The 20,565-nt window shown below is 72.3% G+C and carries 19 protein-coding genes and 1 tRNA gene; 6 read left to right on the top strand and 14 right to left on the bottom strand.

Translation table 11 applies throughout. From position 1 onward, the window contains the following. Window positions 1-124: 124 nt before the first annotated feature. Complete coding sequence (locus ACFVHO_RS13545; protein WP_385713147.1) at window positions 125-856, bottom strand: hypothetical protein; 732 nt, start codon at window positions 854-856, stop codon at window positions 125-127. A 366-nt stretch (window positions 857-1,222) separates the two neighbouring features. Between ACFVHO_RS13545 and ACFVHO_RS13540 the strand changes: the two genes are divergently transcribed. Beyond that, the gene (locus ACFVHO_RS13540) at window positions 1,223-1,642 is read left to right on the top strand and encodes a tyrosinase cofactor (protein ID WP_385713145.1); all 420 of its coding nucleotides are present in this window, start codon (window positions 1,223-1,225) and stop codon (window positions 1,640-1,642) included. A gap of 65 nt (window positions 1,643-1,707) precedes the next feature. After that, window positions 1,708-2,535 carry a tyrosinase family protein gene (locus ACFVHO_RS13535; protein WP_385713143.1) on the top strand — a complete coding sequence of 276 codons (828 nt, stop codon included), beginning with the start codon at window positions 1,708-1,710 and terminating at the stop codon, window positions 2,533-2,535. A gap of 44 nt (window positions 2,536-2,579) precedes the next feature. Here ACFVHO_RS13535 and ACFVHO_RS13530 read toward each other — a convergent pair whose 3' ends face one another. From ACFVHO_RS13530 to ACFVHO_RS13510, 5 genes are all read right to left on the bottom strand, one after another. Then, window positions 2,580-3,131, bottom strand: a complete 552-nt coding sequence (locus ACFVHO_RS13530) for an isochorismatase family protein (protein ID WP_385713141.1) — start codon at window positions 3,129-3,131, stop codon at window positions 2,580-2,582. Window positions 3,132-3,217: 86 nt separating this feature from the next. After that, window positions 3,218-3,943, bottom strand: a complete 726-nt coding sequence (locus ACFVHO_RS13525) for a histidine kinase (RefSeq protein WP_385713238.1) — start codon at window positions 3,941-3,943, stop codon at window positions 3,218-3,220. Window positions 3,944-4,092: 149 nt separating this feature from the next. Continuing rightward, on the bottom strand, window positions 4,093-4,698 hold the full coding sequence (locus ACFVHO_RS13520; protein WP_385713139.1) for a hypothetical protein: 606 nt from the start codon (window positions 4,696-4,698) through the stop codon (window positions 4,093-4,095). A 12-nt stretch (window positions 4,699-4,710) separates the two neighbouring features. After that, entirely contained in the window at window positions 4,711-6,093 is a 1,383-nt protein-coding gene (locus ACFVHO_RS13515) for a hypothetical protein (protein ID WP_385713137.1), read from the bottom strand. A 144-nt stretch (window positions 6,094-6,237) separates the two neighbouring features. Continuing rightward, window positions 6,238-6,663, bottom strand: coding sequence for a hypothetical protein (locus ACFVHO_RS13510; protein WP_385713136.1), 426 nt, complete (start codon window positions 6,661-6,663; stop codon window positions 6,238-6,240). Window positions 6,664-6,951: 288 nt separating this feature from the next. Between ACFVHO_RS13510 and ACFVHO_RS13505 the strand changes: the two genes are divergently transcribed. Beyond that, a tRNA-Cys gene (locus ACFVHO_RS13505) sits at window positions 6,952-7,026 on the top strand. A gap of 15 nt (window positions 7,027-7,041) precedes the next feature. Here ACFVHO_RS13505 and ACFVHO_RS13500 read toward each other — a convergent pair. Next, window positions 7,042-7,992, bottom strand: coding sequence for a L,D-transpeptidase (locus ACFVHO_RS13500; protein ID WP_385713134.1), 951 nt, complete (start codon window positions 7,990-7,992; stop codon window positions 7,042-7,044). 175 nt (window positions 7,993-8,167) lie between these two features. Between ACFVHO_RS13500 and ACFVHO_RS13495 the strand changes: the two genes are divergently transcribed. Together ACFVHO_RS13495 and ACFVHO_RS13490 are read left to right on the top strand one after the other, a co-directional pair. After that, window positions 8,168-8,725: a SigE family RNA polymerase sigma factor gene (locus tag ACFVHO_RS13495; protein WP_385713132.1), complete on the top strand. Its 558-nt coding sequence runs from the start codon at window positions 8,168-8,170 to the stop codon at window positions 8,723-8,725. Continuing rightward, complete coding sequence (locus ACFVHO_RS13490) at window positions 8,715-9,383, top strand: L,D-transpeptidase (RefSeq protein ID WP_385713130.1); 669 nt, start codon at window positions 8,715-8,717, stop codon at window positions 9,381-9,383. Before ACFVHO_RS13495 ends, ACFVHO_RS13490 begins: the two co-directional genes overlap by 11 nt. A 265-nt stretch (window positions 9,384-9,648) precedes the next feature. Here ACFVHO_RS13490 and ACFVHO_RS13485 read toward each other — a convergent pair whose 3' ends face one another. From ACFVHO_RS13485 to ACFVHO_RS13455, 7 genes are all read right to left on the bottom strand, one after another. Further along, window positions 9,649-10,194, bottom strand: coding sequence for an AAA family ATPase (locus ACFVHO_RS13485; RefSeq protein WP_385713128.1), 546 nt, complete (start codon window positions 10,192-10,194; stop codon window positions 9,649-9,651). A 164-nt stretch (window positions 10,195-10,358) separates the two neighbouring features. Next, entirely contained in the window at window positions 10,359-12,650 is a 2,292-nt protein-coding gene (locus ACFVHO_RS13480; protein WP_385713126.1) for a xanthine dehydrogenase family protein molybdopterin-binding subunit, read from the bottom strand. After that, window positions 12,647-14,989, bottom strand: a complete 2,343-nt coding sequence (locus ACFVHO_RS13475; protein ID WP_385713124.1) for a 2Fe-2S iron-sulfur cluster-binding protein — start codon at window positions 14,987-14,989, stop codon at window positions 12,647-12,649. Before ACFVHO_RS13475 ends, ACFVHO_RS13480 begins: the two co-directional genes overlap by 4 nt. Further along, the gene (locus ACFVHO_RS13470; protein ID WP_385713122.1) at window positions 14,986-15,888 is read right to left on the bottom strand and encodes an FAD binding domain-containing protein; all 903 of its coding nucleotides are present in this window, start codon (window positions 15,886-15,888) and stop codon (window positions 14,986-14,988) included. Before ACFVHO_RS13470 ends, ACFVHO_RS13475 begins: the two co-directional genes overlap by 4 nt. A 298-nt stretch (window positions 15,889-16,186) precedes the next feature. Next, a complete protein-coding gene (locus ACFVHO_RS13465) occupies window positions 16,187-17,815 on the bottom strand; it encodes a beta-N-acetylhexosaminidase (RefSeq protein WP_385713120.1) in 1,629 nt (542 codons plus the stop codon). 186 nt (window positions 17,816-18,001) lie between these two features. Beyond that, window positions 18,002-18,298, bottom strand: coding sequence for a DUF3039 domain-containing protein (locus tag ACFVHO_RS13460; protein ID WP_033263869.1), 297 nt, complete (start codon window positions 18,296-18,298; stop codon window positions 18,002-18,004). Next, complete coding sequence (locus tag ACFVHO_RS13455) at window positions 18,285-19,502, bottom strand: MFS transporter (protein ID WP_385713118.1); 1,218 nt, start codon at window positions 19,500-19,502, stop codon at window positions 18,285-18,287. Before ACFVHO_RS13455 ends, ACFVHO_RS13460 begins: the two co-directional genes overlap by 14 nt. Before the next feature lie 125 nt (window positions 19,503-19,627). On the opposite strand from ACFVHO_RS13455, the gene ACFVHO_RS13450 reads away from it, so the two are divergent. Then, window positions 19,628-20,500, top strand: a complete 873-nt coding sequence (locus ACFVHO_RS13450; RefSeq protein WP_385713116.1) for a LysR family transcriptional regulator — start codon at window positions 19,628-19,630, stop codon at window positions 20,498-20,500. Window positions 20,501-20,565: the final 65 nt, after the last annotated feature.

Below are 20,565 nucleotides of genomic sequence, written 5' to 3'. Positions count from 1 at the left end.
TCCCCCGTCACTCAGACAACAGACTGTCCAGCCAAGTGGCCCGGACATGTTCATTGCAAGTGCAATTTGAGCCAGCCGGAAGGCAGTTCGCCCGGGGCCAGGACCGGCCGCAGCCCAGTTCAGTTCAGTTCAGCTCCGCACTCGCCACCACCGCGTCCACCGTCTCCTCGTCCACCGGCCCCTTGTCCGCGTACGGCCCGGTGCCCGTCCCCGGCGTCGCGACCCCCAGCAGGAACGCGGACCGGCCGCCGTCCACCGAGACGAGCGTCAGCCGCAGATGGGCCGTGCCGCCCTCGCCGTCCCGCACCGCGAGCGCCATCGTGTGGGCGGGGCGGCCGTCGACGGTCGTCGCCTCGGACTCCTTCACCTCCGACGATCCGTCCGGGTAGAAGAACTCCGCGTTGGAGCGCGCCGCCCGCTCCGTCTGGCTCTTCAGCGAGGACTCGGGCACCGCCCCCGACCGCCCCGCGAGGACGACACCGCCGCCCTCTTCCTCGCCCCCCTCCTCGGCCGAGTCCCCAAGTCCCTTGCCCTTCGAAGCGATCGACGACGTGAACGCGCCGATCAAGTCCCCCTGCTTGTCGTTGCGTTCCCACCCTTCGGGGATCCCGTACGACACCCCCGCCCTGGCGTCCGTCACCCGGGGCCGACCCGCGAGCGGCCCCTCGTCGCCGTCCCGCGTCCACCACCAGGCGCCGAGGCCCGCGGCGACCACCGCGAGGACCACGACCACGACGACCAGGGCGGTCCTGCCCCGGCGGCCGCCCGCGGGCTCCGGCGGCTGCGGGTACTGCGCGTACGGCTGCTGCCCGTACGACTGCGGGGGCGTCGGCGGAATCGGGGGCGCTGTCGTCATGGTCCCAGCCTCACCGCTCCGCCCCGCCCGGCCCTGAGTACACCTACTCAGGCCCCTACTCACTCGGCGCGCCTTTTGGCCAGCTTTCCCCTGTGACCCGGCGCACCCGCCATGGCGCATACGTGAAGATCTTTCACGTTATCCTCACTCAAGACGCAGGATTTGCGGTCTGCGCACCGCCAGGGCGAACGCACAGCAGAATCACGCTCGTCCAACTCTGCACTATTTACCCGTAGTTGTCCGTAATAAAGGGCAACTCTTCCCGCCGATTGCGGCGCCGCGCCTTCCCCCATGTACGCATGGCCTCGGCGGACCGGCCGACCACCGGAACCGCCTCTTCACCACGTTCACTTGGGGGTTTTACGCATGTCCGGAATCACCCGCCGCAGGGCCATCGGCGCCGCCGCGAGCGCCGCCGCCGGTCTCGCCGTCGTCGGTGCCGCCGCCCACGCCTCGGCGACGGACTCCGCCGAGCCGCGCGGCCCGGTCCACCCGGGCGCCGGGCCCGACGCCTTCGACGAGGTGTACCTCGGCCGCCGCATCCAGGGCGCGCCGTCCCACGGCGGCGGCCACCACGCGAGCGGGCACGGGGGCCACGGCACCGGCTACTCCGTCCGCATAGACGGCGACGAACTGCACATCATGCGCAACGCCGACGGCACGTGGATCAGCGTCATCAACCACTACGAGCCGCAGGCGACCCCGCGCGCCCTCGCCCGCGCGGCCGTGGTCGAGCTCCAAGGCGCGACGCTCGTCCCGCTCGCCCCGCCCGCGGCCGCGCCCTGATCCCCGCACCAGTCCCCGTCCCCGTACCAGTCCCCGCCCACAGCCCGACCCGGAGCAGCACCGCCATGACCGTACGCAAGAACCAGTCCCAGCTCACCGCCGACGAGAAGCGGCGCTTCGTGAACGCCGTCCTCGCCCTCAAGCGGGACGGGCGCTACGACTCCTTCGTCAGCACCCACAACGACTTCATCATGAGCGACACCGACAACGGCGACCGCGTCGGCCACCGTTCGCCGTCCTTCCTGCCCTGGCACCGCCGCTTCCTCATCCAGTTCGAGCAGGCGCTGCAGTCCGTGGACGCGTCCGTCGCCCTGCCCTACTGGGACTGGACCACCGACCGCACCCCGGCCGCCTCCCTCTGGGCCCCCGACTTCCTCGGCGGCACCGGCCGCAGCCGTGACAGCCAGGTCACCGACGGCGCGTTCGCCTCGTCCGGCAACGGCTGGCGCATCAACGTGCGCGTCGACGGCCGCGACTTCCTGCGCCGCTCCCTCGGCGCGGGCGTGCGCCAACTCCCCACCAAGGCCGAGGTCGACTCCGTCCTCGCCATGTCCACGTACGACATGCCGCCCTGGAACAGCGCCTCCGACGGCTTCCGCAACCACCTCGAGGGCTGGCGCGGCGTCAACCTCCACAACCGCGTCCACGTCTGGGTCGGCGGCCACATGGCCACCGGCGCGTCCCCCAACGACCCGGTCTTCTGGCTCCACCACGCCTACGTCGACAAGCTCTGGACCCAGTGGCGGTCCCGCCACCCCGACTCGCCCTACCTGCCCGCCTCCGGCACGCGAGACGTCGTCGACCTCCACGACACGATGCGCCCGTGGGGCGACGTCACCCCCGCCGACATGCTGGACCACACCCCGTACTACACGTACGACACCGCCGCGTAGGCCTCCCGAACGGCGCGGCTCGGCGGCTCGGCGACTCTGCGGGCTCAGGAGAAGGAGACCTCCTGCGCCCGCACAGTCCCCCCGCGCCGCCCGGGAGCTTCCTGCCGGTGCCAATAGAGGTTCGTGTGCGCGATCACCAGGTCCGGGGAGGGGACCCCGAGCCGGCTCAGATCCTCCGTGGTGTGCGCGTCGGACACGAGCGTCGCGTCGTAGCCGCGGGTGAAGGCACCGTGGAGGGTGGAGCGGATGCAGGCGTCGGTCTGGGCGCCGGTGACGACGAGGTGGCCGACGGCGTGTGCGGCGAGGACGTCCTCCAGCTCGGTGGCCTCGAAGGAGTCGCCGTAGTGCTTGTGGACGACGGACTCGCCGTCACGGCGGACCAACTCCGGCACATAGGCCCAGCTCTCGCTGTCCCGCGGGAGCTCGTCGTCGGAGTGCTGCACCCAGATCACGGGCACGTCCGCCGCACGCGCCTTGTCCACGACGGCGACGATGTTCGCGACCACGGCATCACGCTCGTACGCCTCGGCCACCACCCCGTTCTGCATGTCGATGACCAGCACGGCGGTACGGGGGCGGTCGGGGAGGGTTGTCATGGGGGCTCCAGTTCCAGATGGTCCAGCGGTGCGGTGTCCCAGTTTCGCGAGCGCCGTGGGGCAGGGGTTTCGCGCTCCGGGTGAGATCACATGCCGTCGTCCGAGGGCAGGGTCTCAGCGATCATCTCCCAGACCCGCTTGGCGGCCACACAGGAAAGCTTCAGGGGACTGTGCGGACCGACCTGCCCCAGTTCCACCGGTTCGGCAGGCAGTTCGCGGTGCCAGTAGCCGAGGGGGCCGCAGTCCCAGACAGCGAGTGCGCGCGCCGCCAGGCCGCCCGGCTCCTCGCGTCGGCCCTGCCAGGCGGTGGTCATGCGCCAGCTCGACCGCAGCTCCGCGATCATGTCGGTGAAGACTCCGAGCATCGGGCCGTCCAGGGTCCCGTCCGCCGCGAGAGCGCTCCGGATGCGCCCGCGCTCCTCCCGCCCGGATGCGGTGAGGGGCATGGCTTCCAGAGCGGACAAGCCCGCGTCGAGTGTTCCGACGGTCGTCTCGACGACGGTGGGCCGTGCGTCGTGGAAGGAATCGACCCGCCGTAGGTTCACCATGTTCGCCAGCGCCCACAGCAGCATGCTGGGTTCGACGCAGGCGTACTCCGATTCGGCCTGTCCGGGCCACGCCTCGTGGGTGACCACGTGATCCTCGCCGATGAACATCCCGTGGTGCAGCTTTCCCTGCCGGCCCGCCACCTCCAGCGAGACGGCCACCACCGGGCGGACCATCGTCGTGAGCAGCGGAAGAAGAAGGCTGGAGAGTTCACCTGCCTGATTGATCAGGCCGCGTTCGCGTAACTCGCTGTGGGCCAAAGCCATTTCGTCGGGCGGCGCGTCTCCCGTCGCCAGGCAGGAGAGGACAACGACGTGGTCGTCGCCCAGGCGGAACCGGGACCTGGAAACGTCTATGGAAGGCACGTCATCACTCGCTCTGCGGTTGCGTTCATCTCGCCCTGGCCAGGACGTGGTCAGTACTGGGACTGCATGGAAAGGTTGAAGACCCTTGAGATTCCCGCCCGTACGGCCCCTCGCCGAGTCAGCGTTGCCCTGTCAACGCCCACGAAGAGGGCTGCGAGCGCGATATCAGCGCCCACGGCCCGCTTCTCGACACTTATCGTGAACTTCTTTCTCGACCCCAGGCCCGTCTCACGCACTGTGATGATGACTCCGGAGTCCTCATCGTCCGCCTCTCGGCGAAGGACATACGCTCGACGGTTGATCGCCGCCAACCGATACTTGTCGCCTGCGTATTTGAGGATCAGTGACCGCCCTCGGTGAGTCAGGCCCAGCCGATTCCTCGTCATGTAGACATGAGCATCGCCGACTCGAAGCGTCGCGCGGTTCAGGGACGGCCTCATCATCACCTCTGTGTGAATCCCGCGCGACTCAAGGGTGGCGGTGGGGATGAAGCCACCTCGCACTTCGGCGGTGAGGCTTTCGTGGTGACTCTGGCGCCGATTCGTCACCTTGATGTCGCCGAACTCCTCCGAGGTTCCTTGCCAGCCGAACTCGCGCTTTCCGTTTTCGCGCTGCTTCCAGTGGTGCAGGGTGAACGAGGCGGTGGTGGTGTGCATTTCCGGTCCTCACTAGTCGAACGGGTTGACGACGTCTTTGAACTTCCTCGCACCACTGGCCACGCCGGACCTCAGCCCCTCGGTCTGGTCACCGACCCAGTCCTTCGCGTTCCCGATGCCCTTGCCGATGGCCTCGTGGTTGTCCCAGATCAGGGCCCCTCCGTACACGGCTCCGGTTCCCAGCGCCAACCCGGCGGTCACGGGGTTGGGTGCCACGGTCAGCGCGGTCATGGATCCGCTGAACGCCGTCCCGCTGAGATCCGAGGCGAACTTCGACGGATCCGCCTTGATCTTGTCCCCGTCGTACGTGGAGAGATTGGCGACGCCATAGACGGTCGCCGCCGCTCCACCGACGACGCCCGTGCCCCGCATCCACCCGGCGGCCCTTCCGGCCTGTGCGAGGCCGCCGCCCCGCGCGACCCGCACCAGATTGGCTTCCGACGCCGACGGAATGACGAAGGTGCCGTTCTTCATGAAGGCGCCGTACATGGCAGCTTCATCGGATCCGGTCATGGCGGTGACCAGGCCAGGGGGAACTCGGCTGAGGACGCTTCCGGGAGCTGATCCGGCCAGTTGTGTATTGACGAAGCGTGACGCCAAAGTACCGGGAGCGTTGAGCGCCTTCTGGGATTTGAAGTGGCTCATCAAGTTGTAGGAGTACGTGACGGACGTGCCTGTGACGAGTGCGAAAGCCCCGACCATCATCGATCCCTTGGTCACCGCGTTGACCAAGTCCCCCAGCTGCGCGCTCCCCGTCAGACGAGTCACCCCGTCACGCCGCAGCCGCTCCATGTAGTCGTTCAGAGTCTCGTCGTCCCGCTTCTTGAACCAGGCAGGGTCATGGCGCGCTCGTTTCTGTTCGCCGTCGGCCTTCGCCACCTGCCCGGCGTCACCATTGAAGCCGGTTCCCGCTGTCCCGTCGTTCTTGTTGCCCTTGCCGTCCTTGACCACGGCCTCCAGGTCCCTCTTGAGGTCCTGGTCGGCGTCGTCGAAGGCCTTGACGCACAGCCTGAGGAAGTCGGCCCACGCGTCCACGCTCGCGTTGACGCTCGCCGCGTGGGCGGGGTTGAGACGGGCGGCGCTGCTTTCCGACGCGGAGAGCCGGTCGTAGTCGAACGCGACCTTGCCCTCTTCGGAGACCTTCATCCCGGCTTTGACGGCATCGGCGCGAGCTGTCTCAAGCTGCTTCCTGAGTTCGACGAACTGCTGGTGCGCGTTGCGCAGGAGCGTGGCGGTCGCCTTGGCCTGTGTCTGAGCCGCCTGGTACTCATAGCGCGTCGCGGCGAACTTCGCGTGCGCTGCCCGCGCGCTCTCACCGAGCCAGGCCTGGCCTTTCGTGATCTTCTGGACGCCGTCCCGGTAGCGGCCCTCGACCTTGTGGAACTCGTCCGCCATCTCCTGCCACTTGTCCGCGGCGGCGGAGAGGCTCCCGAAGTCCGTCGTCATGACTTCGTAGTACGTCAGCACGCTGCGCTTCCTCCGGAAGGGCGTCGGGATGCCATGCCGCTCCGCCGCCTCGCGTCGGGGCCTGGCGGCGATTCAGTACTGGTCGAGCTTCGAGCTCCCACGGATGCGCCGGGAAGTGCCCAGGTCGGTCTCGGTGAAGGTCTTGTTCGTGGACCGCAGCGCGTTCTTCTCCGCGGCGAGCCGCCCCATGAGCGTCTTGACCTGGCTGTCCCAGGTGGTCTGCACCTTCTTCAGGCCACCGGCCGTGGCCCAACCGCCGAATCCACTGATGGCCTTGTCGGTCGCCGCGTCGGCCCAGGTGCCCGCCTTGCGGGTGTCCGGCTGCAGCTCGGTCTCGATGGTGTGCGCGGCGGCCTTCTTCTCCCGTGGCGTCGTCGCGAGGTCGGGCGCGCCCCCGGGCGGCGGGCCCGGAGGATCCGTCTGGTTGAGCCGCATCGACGTCGGCTGCCGTTCGGCCGCGTCGGCCCGCGGCTGGGCCCATTCCTGGTCAAACCCCATGGTCGTGTGCCACAGCACCCCCGTGTGGCCAGGGCTAGGTCTCAGTTGTCACTCTCGTTCATCCACAGTGACCAACCGCGACCTTGCGTTGCTAGTGCAATTTGGGCCACATGAAGGCGAGTTCGCCGCCAACCCGTCGGGGCGTCATGGACGTCCGGCTGCCCCCGGACGTCCATGACGCGGCTCGGCCCGTTTCATGAACGCCGTATGGCAGTCCCGTTGCGGCGCCCACGCCAGGGTTGAGTGGGGCGGGCGGCGCGCCTACGGTCGAGGGAGTCAGTACGACATGGCCGTGTGCCCGAGTGGTTTAGGGATTCGCCTGCAAAGCGAAGCACACCGGTTCGATTCCGGTCACGGCCTCCAAGTTCCCGTAAGGGGTCAGGAGTTGAGGGCGCTGCCCGCGCGCCAGTCGGTCCAGGAGACGTTCCAGTCGCCGTAGCCGTTGCCGGGGGCCACCGTCTCCTTGGAGCCGGTGACGCGGATGACGTCGCCGGGGATGACCTCCTCGTAGAAGCGGCGGGCCGTGCCGTCCGTGGCGAGGCCTATGCAGCCGTGGGTGACGTTGGTGTTGCCCGCGAAGGTGTTGGCCTTGGGGTTCTCGTGGAGGTAGGTGCCGGACGTGGTGAGGTGGACCGCGTAGCTGTAGTAGCCGGCGTACGCGTCCGCGTAACCGACCGTGCGGGAGTCCATGAAGACGCGGCGCTGCTTGTCGGAGACCACCATCGTGCCGTTCCAGGTGTCCATGCCGGGCGCGCCCGCCGTGATCGGCACGCGGCGCGTCACGCCGTCCTTGACCACGGTCATCGTGTGGCTGCGGACGTCGACCGTGGCGACCAGGGAGCGGGCGACGGTGACGGTGCGGTCGATGCCTGAGCCCACCCGGACGGTGACCTTCGTGCCGGGCTTCCAGTACGTCCTGGGGCGGTAGTCGACGCGCTGGCCCTCGTGCAGGTTGCGGTCCTTGACCCAGCTCCAGGAACCGGTGACAGGGGTGCTCGTGCGCACCTTCAGGCGTCGCTCCACCGCCGCCCGCTCGGCCTTCGGCACAGGGCGGGCGAAGGTCACCGACACCGGCATGCCGACGCCCACCCGCTGCCCGTCCGCCACGTTCACCCGCACCCCGCCCCGGCGCAGCGCGGCGGGCTCCACGACCGGCTTCGCGCGCGGCGTGGGCGTACCAGCCGCGGCGGGCTTCCGGTCGTCCTTCCGCCCCGACGGCGCCGAGGGACCGTCCTGCCCGCCCAGCGAGCAGCCCGCGAGGACCCCCGCGCAGAGCACGGCGGCCGCCGCCCCGCGTACGACATGACGGATTCTGGTGCGCCTGGCCATCGGGTCCCCCTGTGTGGTGTTCCGGCCTGGGCCGGTGTGTTTCCATGTACGCCACCCATACGCACGGCGGAGACCGCCGGGTTGCATGCGGCGGGCGGGAAGATTCGGGGCTGGTTGTGACGGTTCGCGGCGCGGACGGCGGACGGTCGCGGTCGTGGACAGGAACGGCGGGGGCATGACGGAGGACGAGTTCGACGCGTTCTACGCGTCCGCGTTCCCGCGCGTCGTCGGCCAGGTCTACGCCTTCACCGGCGACCACGGGCAGGCCCAGGACGTCGTCCAGGAGGCGTTCGTACGGGCCTGGGACCGGCGGCGCGACTTCGCGGCCGTGCACGCGCCGGAGGCCTGGGTCCGCACGGTCGCCATGCGGCTCGCGGTGAGCCACTGGCGGCGGGCCCGGCGCTGGCTGGAGCTGGTGCGCCGGGAGCCGCTGCCCGAGCACGCGGCGGGGCCCGGGCCCGAGCACGTGACGCTCGTCGCGGCCCTGCGGAAGCTGCCCGAGGCGCAGCGGCTCGCGATCGTGCTGCACCACCTGTGTGACCTCAGCGTGGAGCAGGTAGCCTCCGAGACCGGCGCCCCGACCGGCACGGTCAAGGCGCGGCTCTCGCGCGGACGCGCGGCGTTGGCCAAGCACTTGTCCGGGGATGACGGGGTCGACGGGGGCAACGGGGGCGACGGCGTCCTCGGCGGGACGAGCAGCGGGAAGGAGGGGGATCGGGATCGTGTCCGATGAACCCTCGGCCCCCGAGCCGACCCCCGCCCCCGACATCTCCGCCGCCCTGCACGCCCTCGCCGTCGACGCCCGCTCCCCCGCCCCCGGCACCGGCGCCGACGTGCGCCGCCGCGCCGGGACCCGGCGGCGCCGCAGGCACGCGGCCCTCGTGGGCGGTGGCGCCGTCGCGGCGGCGGCCCTGGTGGCCGGCCTCGTCGTGGGTCTCGGCGACGACTCCGGCTCCCGCCCCGCGCCGCCCGCCGCCCCCACCACGTCCGCCGGTCCCACCGCGCCCGCCGCCACCGCCGACCTCGCGCGGCGTGAGCTGTCCGTGGCGGGCCGGAAGCTGCCCCTGTCGTCGGGCCGCGCGAAGTACCCGACGAAGCCGGGCCGGATGACAGTCGTCGCCAAGCACCGCTCGACGAAGCTGTCGGGCCAGACCGTCGGCCTCGGCGAGACGTACGACGTGTACTTCCACTGGGTCCTCGAACTGCGCGACGCCGACGGCCGCACGAACTACGTCGTCGCCCTCACCTACGACGAGAAGTCCGTCGGCAAGCGCGATGTGACCCACGGATGGCTCGGCCTGCGCGCGGCGGACGCCAAGTGGCTCTACGAGAAGCTCAGTCCGGGCTCGGTCGTCACCATCGAGGGCAAGGCACCCGCGGTGCGGAGCTGAACACGCGCAGGGCTGAACACGCGCAGGGCCGAACACGTGAAGAGGGGCGGTCCCCAATGGAACCGCCCCTCCGAAACCGCCGGGTTCTAGCCCCAGCCCGTGTCGTTGTCATCCCCCATGACACATCTCCCCCGTAGTGACCGAGTTGTTCGGGACTCTTCGATGGTGCCCTGTAACTGGCCCTGCTCAAAAGGGATTTATGGTGGGATGGCATCCCTGAAGCGTCATCGCGACCCGGTCGGCACCGGTCGGAGACATTCCACTCTCAGGTCACGGCCGCCTCGCGCAGCCGCGCGAGAATCGCGTCCACCGTCTGATCCACCGTCAACTCCGAGCTGTCCAGCCACAGTCCGATGGGTGGCGTGGTGGCACGCATCCCCTCGTCCAGGGCCTCCACCGTCCACTCTCCGTAGCCCGTCTTGCCGCGTCCGGCCTCTCGTTCGGCCACCGCGGTCGGGCGCGGGGCGAGCACGACCACGTGCAGCGGGCGCGTGCGCACCTTCTCGACGTACCGCTTCAGCTCCTCGCCGAGGATCACGTCCTGGACGATCGCGGTGAAGCCCGCGGCGGCGTACGCGTCGGCCGTCGACGCCGACAGGTCGTAGCGGAGCCGGAGTTGGGCCTCTGCCTCGGCGCCCGCGCCCGGCTCGTACTCCTGCCGTCCGGAGACGATCATGCGCCGGAAGACGTCGCCCCGGACGTGCGCGGCACGGGGCAGCCGCTCGGCGAGGGCCTGCGCGACCGTGGACTTTCCGGCGGCCATGATGCCGGTGATGACGATGACCCCTTCGGGGGTGGTGGGGGCGTTCATCTGCGCGAAGTTACCCCAGCGGGGGCTGGGGTTCCTCCCGGTTTCCCGGGGCCCTCGTGGGACGCCCCAGTCCCGCCCCTCCCCGTAACCAGGGGCTGCCGCCCCTGGACCCCGCTATCGCCGCTTCGCGGCTCGTCCTCACACGCCGGACGGGCTGAGAATCCTCACGCCAACTCCGCCCCCACCGCGGCCTGCGGACGGATCGGCAACCGGTTCACCGGGCGGCCCGTCGCCGCCCGCACGGCCGCGGCGACCGCCGCCGGGGACGTCACCACGGGCACCGCGCTCGCGGCCTTCGCGCCGAAGGGGGCGACGACGTCGCGCTCCTCGACGAGTTTCACGATGCGGATGTCGGGGGCGTCCAGGGCGGTGGGCAGGGCGTAGCCGGTGAGGTCGGGGTGGCGGACGAGGCCGCGGGGGGTGCGCAGGTTCTCGGTGAGGGCCGCGCCGACGCCCTGGGTGACGCCCGCCTCGATGCGGACGCGGAGCTGCGCGGGGTTGAGGATCCGGCCGACGTCCTGGGCGACGGCCAGCTCCACGACCCGTACCGAACCGATCTCGATGTCCACGTCCACGACCGCGCGGATCGCACAGAAGGCCATGCCCACGAAGGCGTCGCCCTGGCCGTCGGCGTCGAGCGGCTCGGTGGGGTGCGGGCGGCACTGCGCCGTGGCCCACAGCTCCTTGCCGTCCATCGCCTCCTCGACGGTGGTGGAGAGCACCCCGTCGTACGAGGTGATCTTGCCGTCGGCGATCTGGAGCAGCTCGGTCGACATGCCGAACTTGTGCGCGAGGGGCTGGAGCAGCTGGGTACGGACCATCTTCGCGGCGCGCTCGACCGCGCCGCCGGACACCCAGGTGTGGCGGCCGTGGCAGCTCGGGCCCGCGGGCGGCTGGTCGGTGTCGACGGGGGCGACGCGCACGTCGTCGATGCCCAGGGTCTCCTGGACGATCTGCCGGGCGAGGGTGGTGAAGCCCTGGCCGGTCTCGACGGCCGCGCAGATGACCGTGGCGATGCCGTCGTGGACCTTCACGGTGGCCGTGGACACCTCGTCGGTGCCCTCGGCGCCGAGGAGCTGGACCATGCCGAGGCCGTAGCCGACGCCACGACGGACGGCGGCGGGTTCGCCCGCGCCCTCGGGGCCACCGGGCAGCAGCCAGTCCTCCTGCGGGGTGTCCTTGGGCAGCTCGGGGAGCGGGAAGTCCCGGACGGCGCCGAGGAGTTCGGCGACCGGGGCCGGGCAGGTCACCGTCTGTCCGGTGGGCAGGATGTCGCCGGTGGCGAGGGCGTTGCGCAGCCGCAGCTCGGCCGGGTCGGCGCCGAGCTTCTTGGCGAGCTTGTCCATCTGCGCCTCGTAGGCGGCGCAGACCTGGAGGGCGCCTTCGCCGCGCACGTGGCCGGAGGGCGGGTTGTTCGTGCGGACCGCCCAACCCTCGATGAAGGCGTTGGGCACGACGTAGGGCCCGCAGGCGAAGGAGACGGCCGCGGCGAGGGCGTCGGCGGAGGTGTCCGCGTACGCGCCCGCGTCGAGCAGGATCTGCGCCTCCACCTTCACCAACTGGCCCTCGGCGTCCGCGTGGTGGCGGTAGCGGAGGAGGGTCGGGTGGCGGTGGGCGTGGCCGAGGAAGGACTCCTCGCGGGTCGCGGTGAGCTTGACGGGGCGGCTGGTGCGCAGGGCGAGCAGGCCGAGCGGCAGCTGGAAGCTCGCGTCCTCGCGGTCGGCGCTGGCCCCGGGCACGCCGGTGACGACGACCTTGACCTGCTCGGGGGTGAGGCCGTAGCAGGCGGCGGCCATGTCGCGGTCGCCGTGCGGGTCGGTCGACGCGATGTACAGCTCGACGCCGCCGTCCGGGCGCGGCACCGCGAGCCCGGCCTCCGCGCCGATGGGCGCCGGGTCCTGGCGCCCGATGCGGTACAGGCCCTCGACGACGACCTCACCGGCCGCCTCGGGGTCGCCGTGGCGCAGCGGGATGTGCCGGATCAGATTGCCGTCGGGGTGCAGCGGCGCGGCCTCGAAGGCCTGCTCCGGGTCGGTGACCGGGTCGAGGACCTCGTACTCGACGATGATCGCGGCGGCGGCCATCCGGGCCGTGTCCGGGTGGTCGGCGGCGACGGCGGCGATGGCCTCGCCGTGGTGGCGCACCACGTCGGACGCGAACAGCGGGCGGTCGGCGGTCCTGCGACCGTGGCTCGGCTTGCCCGGTACGTCCTCGTGGGTGATGACGGCGCGGACGCCCGGCATGTCCTCGGCGTGCGTGACGTCGATGGACACGATGCGCGCGTGCGCGTGCGGGGAGCGCAGGACGGCCGCCCACAGCAGCCCCTCGGCCCACAGGTCGGAGGCGTACGGGAACGTGCCCTCCGTCTTGGCCCTGATCTCGGCCGAAGGCAGCGACGAGCCGATGCCGTGCGGCAGTTGCTCGGCGCCCGGCGCGGCGGCTGTCTCGTTGCTCACGCCTGGGCTCCGTCCTGGCCGTGGGGGCCCGACTGGTGCGGTACGCGGGGTCCGCCGGTGTCGGCCTCGCCCTGCTGCTCGGCCGCGGCACCCTTCGCCTCGCGCTCGGCGACCACGTCGCGGACCGCGTCGAGCACGCCCCGGTAGCCGGAGCAGCGGCACAGGTTGCCGCAGAGCGCGCGGCGGGTCTCCAGGTCGCTGGGCGCCGGGTTGCCCTCGAGGAGGTCGTGCAGGGTCATCGCCATGCCCGGCACGCAGAAGCCGCACTGCACGGCCCCGCAGTTGGCGAGGGCGCGCTGCACGTCGGAGGGGCGTCCGTCGACGGCGAGACCCTCGACGGTGCGCACCTCGCTGCCCGCCGCGGTGGCCGCGGGCACCAGGCAGGAGGCGACGAGCCGCCCGTCCACCTGCACGTTGCAGGCCCCGCACTCGCCCTGCGAGCAGCCGTCCTTGGCCCCCGCGAGGCCGAGCCGCTCGCGCAGCACGTACAGCAGGGACTCGCCGATCCAGGCGTCGGTGACGGGGCGGTCGGCGCCGTTGACCCGCAGGACGTAGGAGACGAGGGGGTGTTCGTCGTGCGCGGGGGTCGGCTCCTGAGCCTCGGCCGGAACCTCGGCGGCCGGGGCGTCGACGTCGGCCTCGCCCCCGGCGGGGGGCGCCTCGGCGAGGTCCGCCTCCGGGGCGGGGTCCGGCTCGAAAGCCTGGTCCGACTCGGAAGCCGGGTCCAGCTCGGAAGCCGGGTCCAGCTCGGAAGCCTGGTCCAGCTCGGCCGGTTCGTCCGCCTCCGGTGCGTCGTCCGCCTCGGGGGCCAGCTCCGCCTCGGCGGGGTCCGGCTCCGGCGTGTGGTCCGCCTCGGGGGTGTGGTCGGCCTCGGGGGCGGGGTCCGGCTCCGGGGCGGAGGGTGCCGCGGGGGCCGGGTCCACGGCGGGGATCGGCTCGGCCGCCGGGACCGCCTCGGCGGCGTGCGGCTCGGCCGCCCGGGCGGGGGCCGGTACGTGGGCGGGGTCGGCCTCGTGCGGAGGGATCGCGGCGGGGGCGAGGCCGAACGAGGTCGCGGGTGCGGGCTCCGCCGGGTGGACGGGGTGCGGCGCGAGCGTCGGGTCCGGCTCGTACGCGGGCTCCACGGCGTGCGGGAACGCGGGCGTGGGCGCGAGGCCCGCCGTCTGCGGGGGGTGCACGTCGTACGGCGCGTGCTCGTCGTACGCCGGGCCGCCCTCGTACGCGGAGTCCGGCGCCGGTGCGAGGTGCGCGGCGTCGGGGCCGAAGTCGCCCTCAGGGGCGGCCGGATCGAGCAGATCGGCCGGGATGACCGTTTCACCCGACGCATCCGATGCGCCCGATGCGCCTGGTGAATCCGATGTGTCTGGTGCGCCTGGTGCACCTGATGCGTCTGGCGCGTCCGGCACACGCGGAGCTTCCGGCACACCCGGTACGCCCGGTACGCCCTGTGCGTGATCCGAAGGCGCGCCGGGCTCCAGGGAGCCGTCCGGGCGCTGCTTGACGACGAACAGCTTCGCGGTCCGCTCGAAGGGGGTCTCCTCGGCGGCGCGGGCGGGCCGCACGGGGGCGGCCTCGGGGGCCGGGGCGGGCGGCCCGGCGGGCGTCTGGTCCACGAACGCCTGCGCGGCCGGGTACGGGGACGCCTGGGGCGCCTCCGGGGCGTGCGGGGGCTGCGGGGCCTGAGGAACCTGGGGTGCCTCCGGGGCCTGCGTCGGCCACGACGTGGCCCAGGGCGCGGGCGCACCGCCGGGCAGCGTCGCGGGCGGCGGCGCGCCGCCGCCTCCCCAAGCTCTCAACTCCGTTCGAGCAGGGGACACCCCATCCGCAGTGAACGACGAAGCCGAGTACTCGCCGGACTCCTCCGGCAGTTCCCCGTCGGCGACGGGAATGGACCACTGCCCGGTCACGTCGTGCGCGGCGGGCGCGTGCCCGTTCTGCTCCGGGGGCGTGACGGCGTCCGGGAACGTCCACTGGCCGGTGGCGCGCGGGTCGTACGCGTCCGGGGCCTGCGGCTCGGCCGGGAACTGCTGCTCCTGGTGGGCACCCAGCTGCGTGCCCGGGTCCGGCCAGCTCACGGCCTGCGTCGCCCCGCCGGTGTGCGCGACACCGGTCACCTCGGGCGGCAGCACCCACGCGCCCGTGGCGGCCGGGTCGGTGGCGTCGGGGGCCGTCGGCGTGACCGTTATCTGCGGCGGTACGTAGCCGTGCCCGGGGGCGGCGAGCGGGGTGCTCACGGCGTCGGCCGCGCCCTCGGGGAGCTGCACGAACGCGGTGGCGTCCGCGTCGTACTCGCCCTGCGGGTGCGGCTGCCAGCCGCCGTTCCTCTGACCGTCGGTCACGACAGCGCCCTCCCCAGTGCTCGTCGGGCCAGCGCGGCGACGGTGCGCCGCAAGTGCAGTACGGCGGGCGGCAGCGGCTGCGCGGTGCCGTCCTCGGCGGGCGGGTGGTCGGGGATGCACGCCGCGGCGACGTACTCGCCGAAGGCCGTCAGGGCCTCCGGCACCAGACCGCGCTCACCGTCCCAGTCGATGAGTCCGGCCACCCACTGCTCGGCCTCCAGAGGCCTGAGCGGCATGGGCGCGATGGCGCCGACGGCGCATCGCACGCCCCTGCGCGCCGGGTCGAGCACCAGGGCGACCGACGCGGTCGCGCGGCCGGGTCCCGTGCGTCCGGTCGCCTTCAGGAAGACCTGCGGGGCGTGCAGCAGCGGCACGCGGACATATCCGATCAATTCACCGGGCGCCAGCATCTCCACACCGGCGAGCAGATGCGAGACCGGGATCTCCCGGCGGGTGCCGCCCGGGCCCGCGATGATCAACACGGCTTCCAGCGCGGCGAGTACGGGCAGCGAGTCACCGGCGGGCGCGGCGGAGGCGATGTTGCCCCCGAGGGTGCCCGCGTTGCGGATCTGCGGCGGTCCGGCGGCGCGCGCGGCCGCGGCGAGCGCCGGGATGAGCGCCGCGAAGTCGGGACGGCCCATGCGGGCGTGCGTCAGTCCGGCGCCGAGAAGCGCGTGCCCGTCCTGGTACTGCCAGCCGCGGATCTCGCTGATGCGGCCGAGGCCGACGAGGGCCGCGGGGCGGAGCTGGCCTGCGTTGACCGACGACATCAGGTCCGTGCCGCCCGCGACGGGCACGGCTGCGGGCACGGCGGCGAGCGCCGCGACGGCCTCGTCGAGCGTGACAGGCAGCGTCACAGACTGCGCCCCCTGCGCCGCCCGCGGTGCGTGCGTGGTCAAAACCGGCTGCCCCTTCCCGATGGCCCGGCAGCTTGCGCGCCGTTCTCACCGTTACGCCTGTTCCGCCGTACGGTACGTGCTCACAACCCGGACGTGGCAACTCTGGCACATCTTCACCGGGCCCCGGCGCGGGGGTCCGCTAGGAGACGTTCGTCCGCAGACCTGGGGGATATGCCGTTTTCGCACTCCCTCGCCGGTCAGCGGGAATTGCCACCCTTCGGTGATCCTTGTACGGCTTTCTCCTGGTGGCCCACGGTCGCACCGCGGGCCACCAGGAGCACACGCTCGGGGTGTCACCTCACACGTTTGGGGGCGCCCCCTCGATCGGACGTCCGAGCACTCCGGGACGCTTCTGCCACGGCAACGGGCCGCCCGGCGGGCGGTAGTCGACGCCGAGGGCGTCAAGTCGGGCGTAGTGGGCGGTCATTCGCCGTTCGAAATCGGCGAAGTCGCGCTCGGCGGGCGCGGGGAGCGTGCGCCAGGCGACCTCCGCGAGAGCCGCGAGCCTCGGGAAGACCTGATAGTCCACACGGCCGTGGTATTCCATCACCTCGGTCCACACGTTGGCCTGCGTCCCGAGCACGTGCCGCGCCTCGTCCTCGGTCAGCTGTCCCGGGACCGGCTCGAAGCGGTAGACGTCCTCCAGGGTGCGGACGAACCCGATCGGCACCGGCTCGTCGGGCCCGCCGTGCTGCCGGTGGTCCAGATAGACGTGCTGCTCGGGGCACATCACCACGTCGTGGCCCGCCTGGGCCGCCGCGATGCCGCCGCTGTAGCCGCGCCAGGACGACACCGCCGCGCCCTCCGCGAGCCCGCCCTCCAGGATCTCGTCCCAGCCGATGAGCCGACGCCCGCGCGCGGACAGCCACTTGTCGAAGTGCCGGATGAACCAGCTCTGCAACTCGTCCTCGTTGCTGAGCCCCAGCTCCTCGATGCGGGCCTGGACGGCCGCCGAGTCCTTCCACTGCTCCTTGGGGCACTCGTCGCCGCCGACGTGGATGAAGGTCGAGGGGAACAGTTCGAGGACTTCCTCGAAGACCCCCTCGTAGAACCGGAGGGTGGTGTCGGAGGGCGCGAGGACGTTGGCCGTGACGCCCCACGAGTCCCAGACGCCGAGGGCGGCCGTGTCGACGACGTCGGTGTTGCCCAGCTCCGGGTAGGCGGCGATGGCCGCCTGCGAGTGGCCGGGGACGTCGATCTCCGGCACGACGGTGATGTGCAAGGCGTCGGCGTACGCGACGATTTCGCGGATGTCGTCCTGGGTGTAGAACCCGCCGTGCGGCTTCTCGTCCCACAACTCCGAGGCCCGGTGGCCCCACTTGGTCCGCGACCGCCAGGACGCGACCTCGGTGAGCTTCGGGTACCGCTTGATCTCGACGCGCCAGCCCTGGTCGTCCGTCAGATGGAAGTGGAAGACGTTGAGCTTGTGCGCGGCGAGCAGGTCCAGATACCGCAGCACGCCTTCCTTCGGCATGAAGTGCCGGGCCACGTCGAGCATCATGCCGCGCCAGCGGAATCGCGGGGCGTCCTCGATCACCACCATGGGCACCGCCCACTCCCTCGCCGGGTCGAGGGGCGCCCGCCGGAAGGCCTCGGGCCCCAGCAACTGACGGAAGGTCTGCGCGGCCCAGAACACACCCGCCGCGCTGCCACCTTGCAGGCGGATCGCATGGCCGTCGACGACGATGCGATAACCCTCCGGGGGCAGTTCCGCGTCGATGGCGAGCACGATGCGGTTGTCACCGGTGTCACCGGGGTTCAGTGGAAGACCCGTGGCCGCTCCGATCGTGGCGCGCATCCAGCGCGCCACACCTTCCGTGCCGGGCTGTGCGTCGAGCAGCGTCTCGCGATCGAGGGGATTGAGCCCGGTGGAGGGCGGAACCCACTCCAGGCGCTGGGGTGCCGGAACCAGATCCGTGTCTGTCATGCCGTGAGGTTGCCACGCGATTGCGCAGCACAAAAGGGCCGTTGCGGGACATGCAACGACCCGCAGACGACAACGCCGGACGGGGCCGTTCCAGCCCGTCCGGCGTTTGAGGACGAGGCGCGAAGCGCCAAAAAGGGGGACAGGGGCGAAGCCCCAGACGAAGGACGCCCAGGGCGCCCCCGCCAGCTACTTCTTGCCGTCCTTGCCGCCCTTGTCCTTGTCGCCGCCCGCTCCCATGGACTCGTAGATCTCCTTGCACATGGGACAGACGGGATACTTCTTCGGGTCGCGGCCGGGGACCCACACCTTGCCGCACAGCGCCACGACGGGCGTACCGTCGAGCGCGCTCGCCATGATCTTGTCCTTCTGGACGTAGTGCGCGTAGCGCTCGTGGTCGCCGTCACCGTGCGACACCTGTGGCGTCGGCTCTACGAGGGTCCCCGTACCTGCCCCGCGCTCGGGCTCGGGCTCAAGAGTGCTCATAGGTGCCAAGGGTACTCACGCCGGGCGCGTCCTGGCAGCGGCTGCCGTCCGAGCCGCCCGGCTGCGGCCCCGTGCGCCGCGCACGCGCCGCCACCGCGTGCAGCACGAGCCCCAGCGCGGCCACCCCGGCCGCCACCCACGGCAGCGCGTCCGCCCCCAGACCGGCCGACAGGGCGAGCCCCGCGGCGCCGGAGCCGACGGCGCTGCCGAGGTAGAGCGCGGAGTTGTTCAGCGCGAGCGCCACCGTGCCGCGCTCGGCGGACAGCGCCAAAAGGCGGTGCTGCTGCGGCACTTGCAGGGCCCAGCCGACCGCGCCCCAGAGCACGAGGGCGGGGAAGGCCGCCGCGCCGAGCGGCGCCACGGCGAGCTCCGCCACCACCAGGGCCGCCATCAGGCCCGCGACCAGGGTGTACAGCCTCCCCCACCGGTCCACGAGCGGCCCCGCGAGCACACTGCCGAGCACCCCGCCGATCCCCCACGCCCAGAGGTACGGCGCCACGTCGCCCTCGCCCACACCGCCGACGGCCTCCAGGACCGGCGCGAGGTACGTGTAGAGGCCGAGGCTCGACACCGCGCCCAGGAAGGAGACGCCGACGACCGGCAGGACGGCCCGGTCGGCGAGCGCCCCGAGCCGCGCCCGCACCGGCACCGGCGGCGCGGCCGGCACCTGCGGAAGTCCGATGGCGAGCCCCACGAGCGCCACCGCGCCGAGCCCGGTGACCAGCCACATCGTCGAGCGCCACGAGGCGTGGTCGGCCAGCAGCACCCCGAGCGGCACCCCGAGGACCGTGCCCGAGCTCATGCCGCCCATGATCAGCGCGAGGGCCCGCCCGCGCCGCTCAGGACCGGCGAGGGACGCGGCGGCGGCCGTGGAGAGCGCCGAGTAGACCCCGGCGCCCACCCCGGCCACGGCGCGCGCGACGAGCAGCACGGCGAGGCCCGGCGCGAGCGCGGTCGCGCCGTTGCCGAGGGTGAAGACGGCGAGCGCGGCGATGAGCAGCACGCGGGGGCGCACGCCCGCCAGGAGGCCCGTGACGAGCGGCGCGCTCACCGCGTACGCGAGCGTGAAGACCGTGACCATCTGTCCGGCGAGGGACACGGTCGTGTCCAGGTCGTCCGCGACCACGGGCAGCAGCCCCGCCATCACGTAGGCGTCGAGCCCCAACGTGAAGGCCCCCAGCATCAGCAGCCATATCCGGCGCACCGCACCCCACCCCTTCGTCCGTCGCGCGGCACGGGCACGCGCCGCCGAGAAGCAACGCCAGAAACGTAGGCAGTCTCCGGTTGTTCGGGGAAATGCCCACGGAGGTGGGTTTATGCTCCGAAGGCATGAATGCATCGGACTCCGGGACCGCCCTCGACGGGGTCGAGCTGCGCCATTTGCGCGCCTTCCTCGCCGTAGCCGACGAGCTGAGCTTCACGCACGCCGCCGCCGTCCTGCGGATCGGTCAGCCCGCGCTGACGCGCACGGTGCGCGCCCTGGAGAAGGCCCTCGGCGCCCGGCTTCTGGACCGCACGACCCGCAGCGTCGAACTCACCGACGCCGGCCGCCGCCTGCGGGACGAACTGGGGCCGCTGCTCTCCCGCCTGGACGCGACCCTCGGCGCCGCCCGCGGCGGGCCCCCGCTCCTCCGGCTCGGCTTCACCTCGCTCCTGCCGGAGGCCTGCGGCCCGCTCACCGCCGCGTTCAGGGCGCAGACCGGCGCGGGCGTGCGGCTGGTGCGGCGCTCCGAGCCGCTGGCCGGGCTCGCGTCGGGGGTGTGCGACATCGCGGTCGTACGCGGTGAGATCCCGCCGGGCATGGAGGTCCGCGGCCGGGTGCTCCTGTATGAGCCGCGCATCGCCGTCGTGGCCCGCGGCTCGGCCGACCTGGCGCACCGCAGGGTCGTCGACTGGGCGGAGCTGGCGGCGGTGCCCCTGGTCGTGAACACCGTCACCGGCACCACCCGCCCCGACCTGTGGCCCGTCGGCCGACGCCCGCGGCTCGCCTGCACCGCCGACAACTTCGACGAGTGGCTGGAGGCGGTGGTCGCGGGGCACGGTGTCGGTGTCGCGCCGGAGCCGGTCGCCCGCAGGCACTCCCACCCGGGCCTGCGCTACGTACGCCTGAAGAACGCTCCGCCGGTCGCCGTCCACCTGGCCGTACCGGCCCGGGATCCGCATCCGTTGGCGGAGCGGTATTTGCAGGTGCGGGGTGGGTAGCCCTGCGGGGCCTTCCCCAAGCCCGCCCCTTCCCGAAACTGGGGGCTCCGCCCCCAGACCCCCGC

Origin of the sequence: Streptomyces sp. NPDC127108 (assembly GCF_042677545.1) — a bacterium.
GTDB lineage: Bacteria > Actinomycetota > Actinomycetes > Streptomycetales > Streptomycetaceae > Streptomyces.
Note: the sequence above shows the minus strand (reverse complement) of the source record. Positions and strands in the feature narration are given on the sequence as shown.

Excerpts from the sequence above, each read along its gene's own strand:
- ACFVHO_RS13545 (WP_385713147.1), bottom strand. The coding sequence starts at position 856 with ATGACGACAGCGCCCCCGATTCCGCCGACGCCCCCGCAGTCGTACGGG.
- ACFVHO_RS13540 (WP_385713145.1), top strand. The coding sequence starts at position 1,223 with ATGTCCGGAATCACCCGCCGCAGGGCCATCGGCGCCGCCGCGAGCGCC.
- ACFVHO_RS13535 (WP_385713143.1), top strand. The coding sequence starts at position 1,708 with ATGACCGTACGCAAGAACCAGTCCCAGCTCACCGCCGACGAGAAGCGG.
- ACFVHO_RS13530 (WP_385713141.1), bottom strand. The coding sequence starts at position 3,131 with ATGACAACCCTCCCCGACCGCCCCCGTACCGCCGTGCTGGTCATCGAC.
- ACFVHO_RS13525 (WP_385713238.1), bottom strand. The coding sequence starts at position 3,943 with ATGGCTTTGGCCCACAGCGAGTTACGCGAACGCGGCCTGATCAATCAG.
- ACFVHO_RS13520 (WP_385713139.1), bottom strand. The coding sequence starts at position 4,698 with ATGCACACCACCACCGCCTCGTTCACCCTGCACCACTGGAAGCAGCGC.
- ACFVHO_RS13515 (WP_385713137.1), bottom strand. The coding sequence starts at position 6,093 with ATGGCGGACGAGTTCCACAAGGTCGAGGGCCGCTACCGGGACGGCGTC.
- ACFVHO_RS13510 (WP_385713136.1), bottom strand. The coding sequence starts at position 6,663 with ATGGGGTTTGACCAGGAATGGGCCCAGCCGCGGGCCGACGCGGCCGAA.
- ACFVHO_RS13500 (WP_385713134.1), bottom strand. The coding sequence starts at position 7,992 with ATGGCCAGGCGCACCAGAATCCGTCATGTCGTACGCGGGGCGGCGGCC.
- ACFVHO_RS13495 (WP_385713132.1), top strand. The coding sequence starts at position 8,168 with ATGACGGAGGACGAGTTCGACGCGTTCTACGCGTCCGCGTTCCCGCGC.
- ACFVHO_RS13485 (WP_385713128.1), bottom strand. The coding sequence starts at position 10,194 with ATGAACGCCCCCACCACCCCCGAAGGGGTCATCGTCATCACCGGCATC.
- ACFVHO_RS13465 (WP_385713120.1), bottom strand. The coding sequence starts at position 17,815 with ATGACAGACACGGATCTGGTTCCGGCACCCCAGCGCCTGGAGTGGGTT.
- ACFVHO_RS13460 (WP_033263869.1), bottom strand. The coding sequence starts at position 18,298 with ATGAGCACTCTTGAGCCCGAGCCCGAGCGCGGGGCAGGTACGGGGACC.
- ACFVHO_RS13450 (WP_385713116.1), top strand. The coding sequence starts at position 19,628 with ATGAATGCATCGGACTCCGGGACCGCCCTCGACGGGGTCGAGCTGCGC.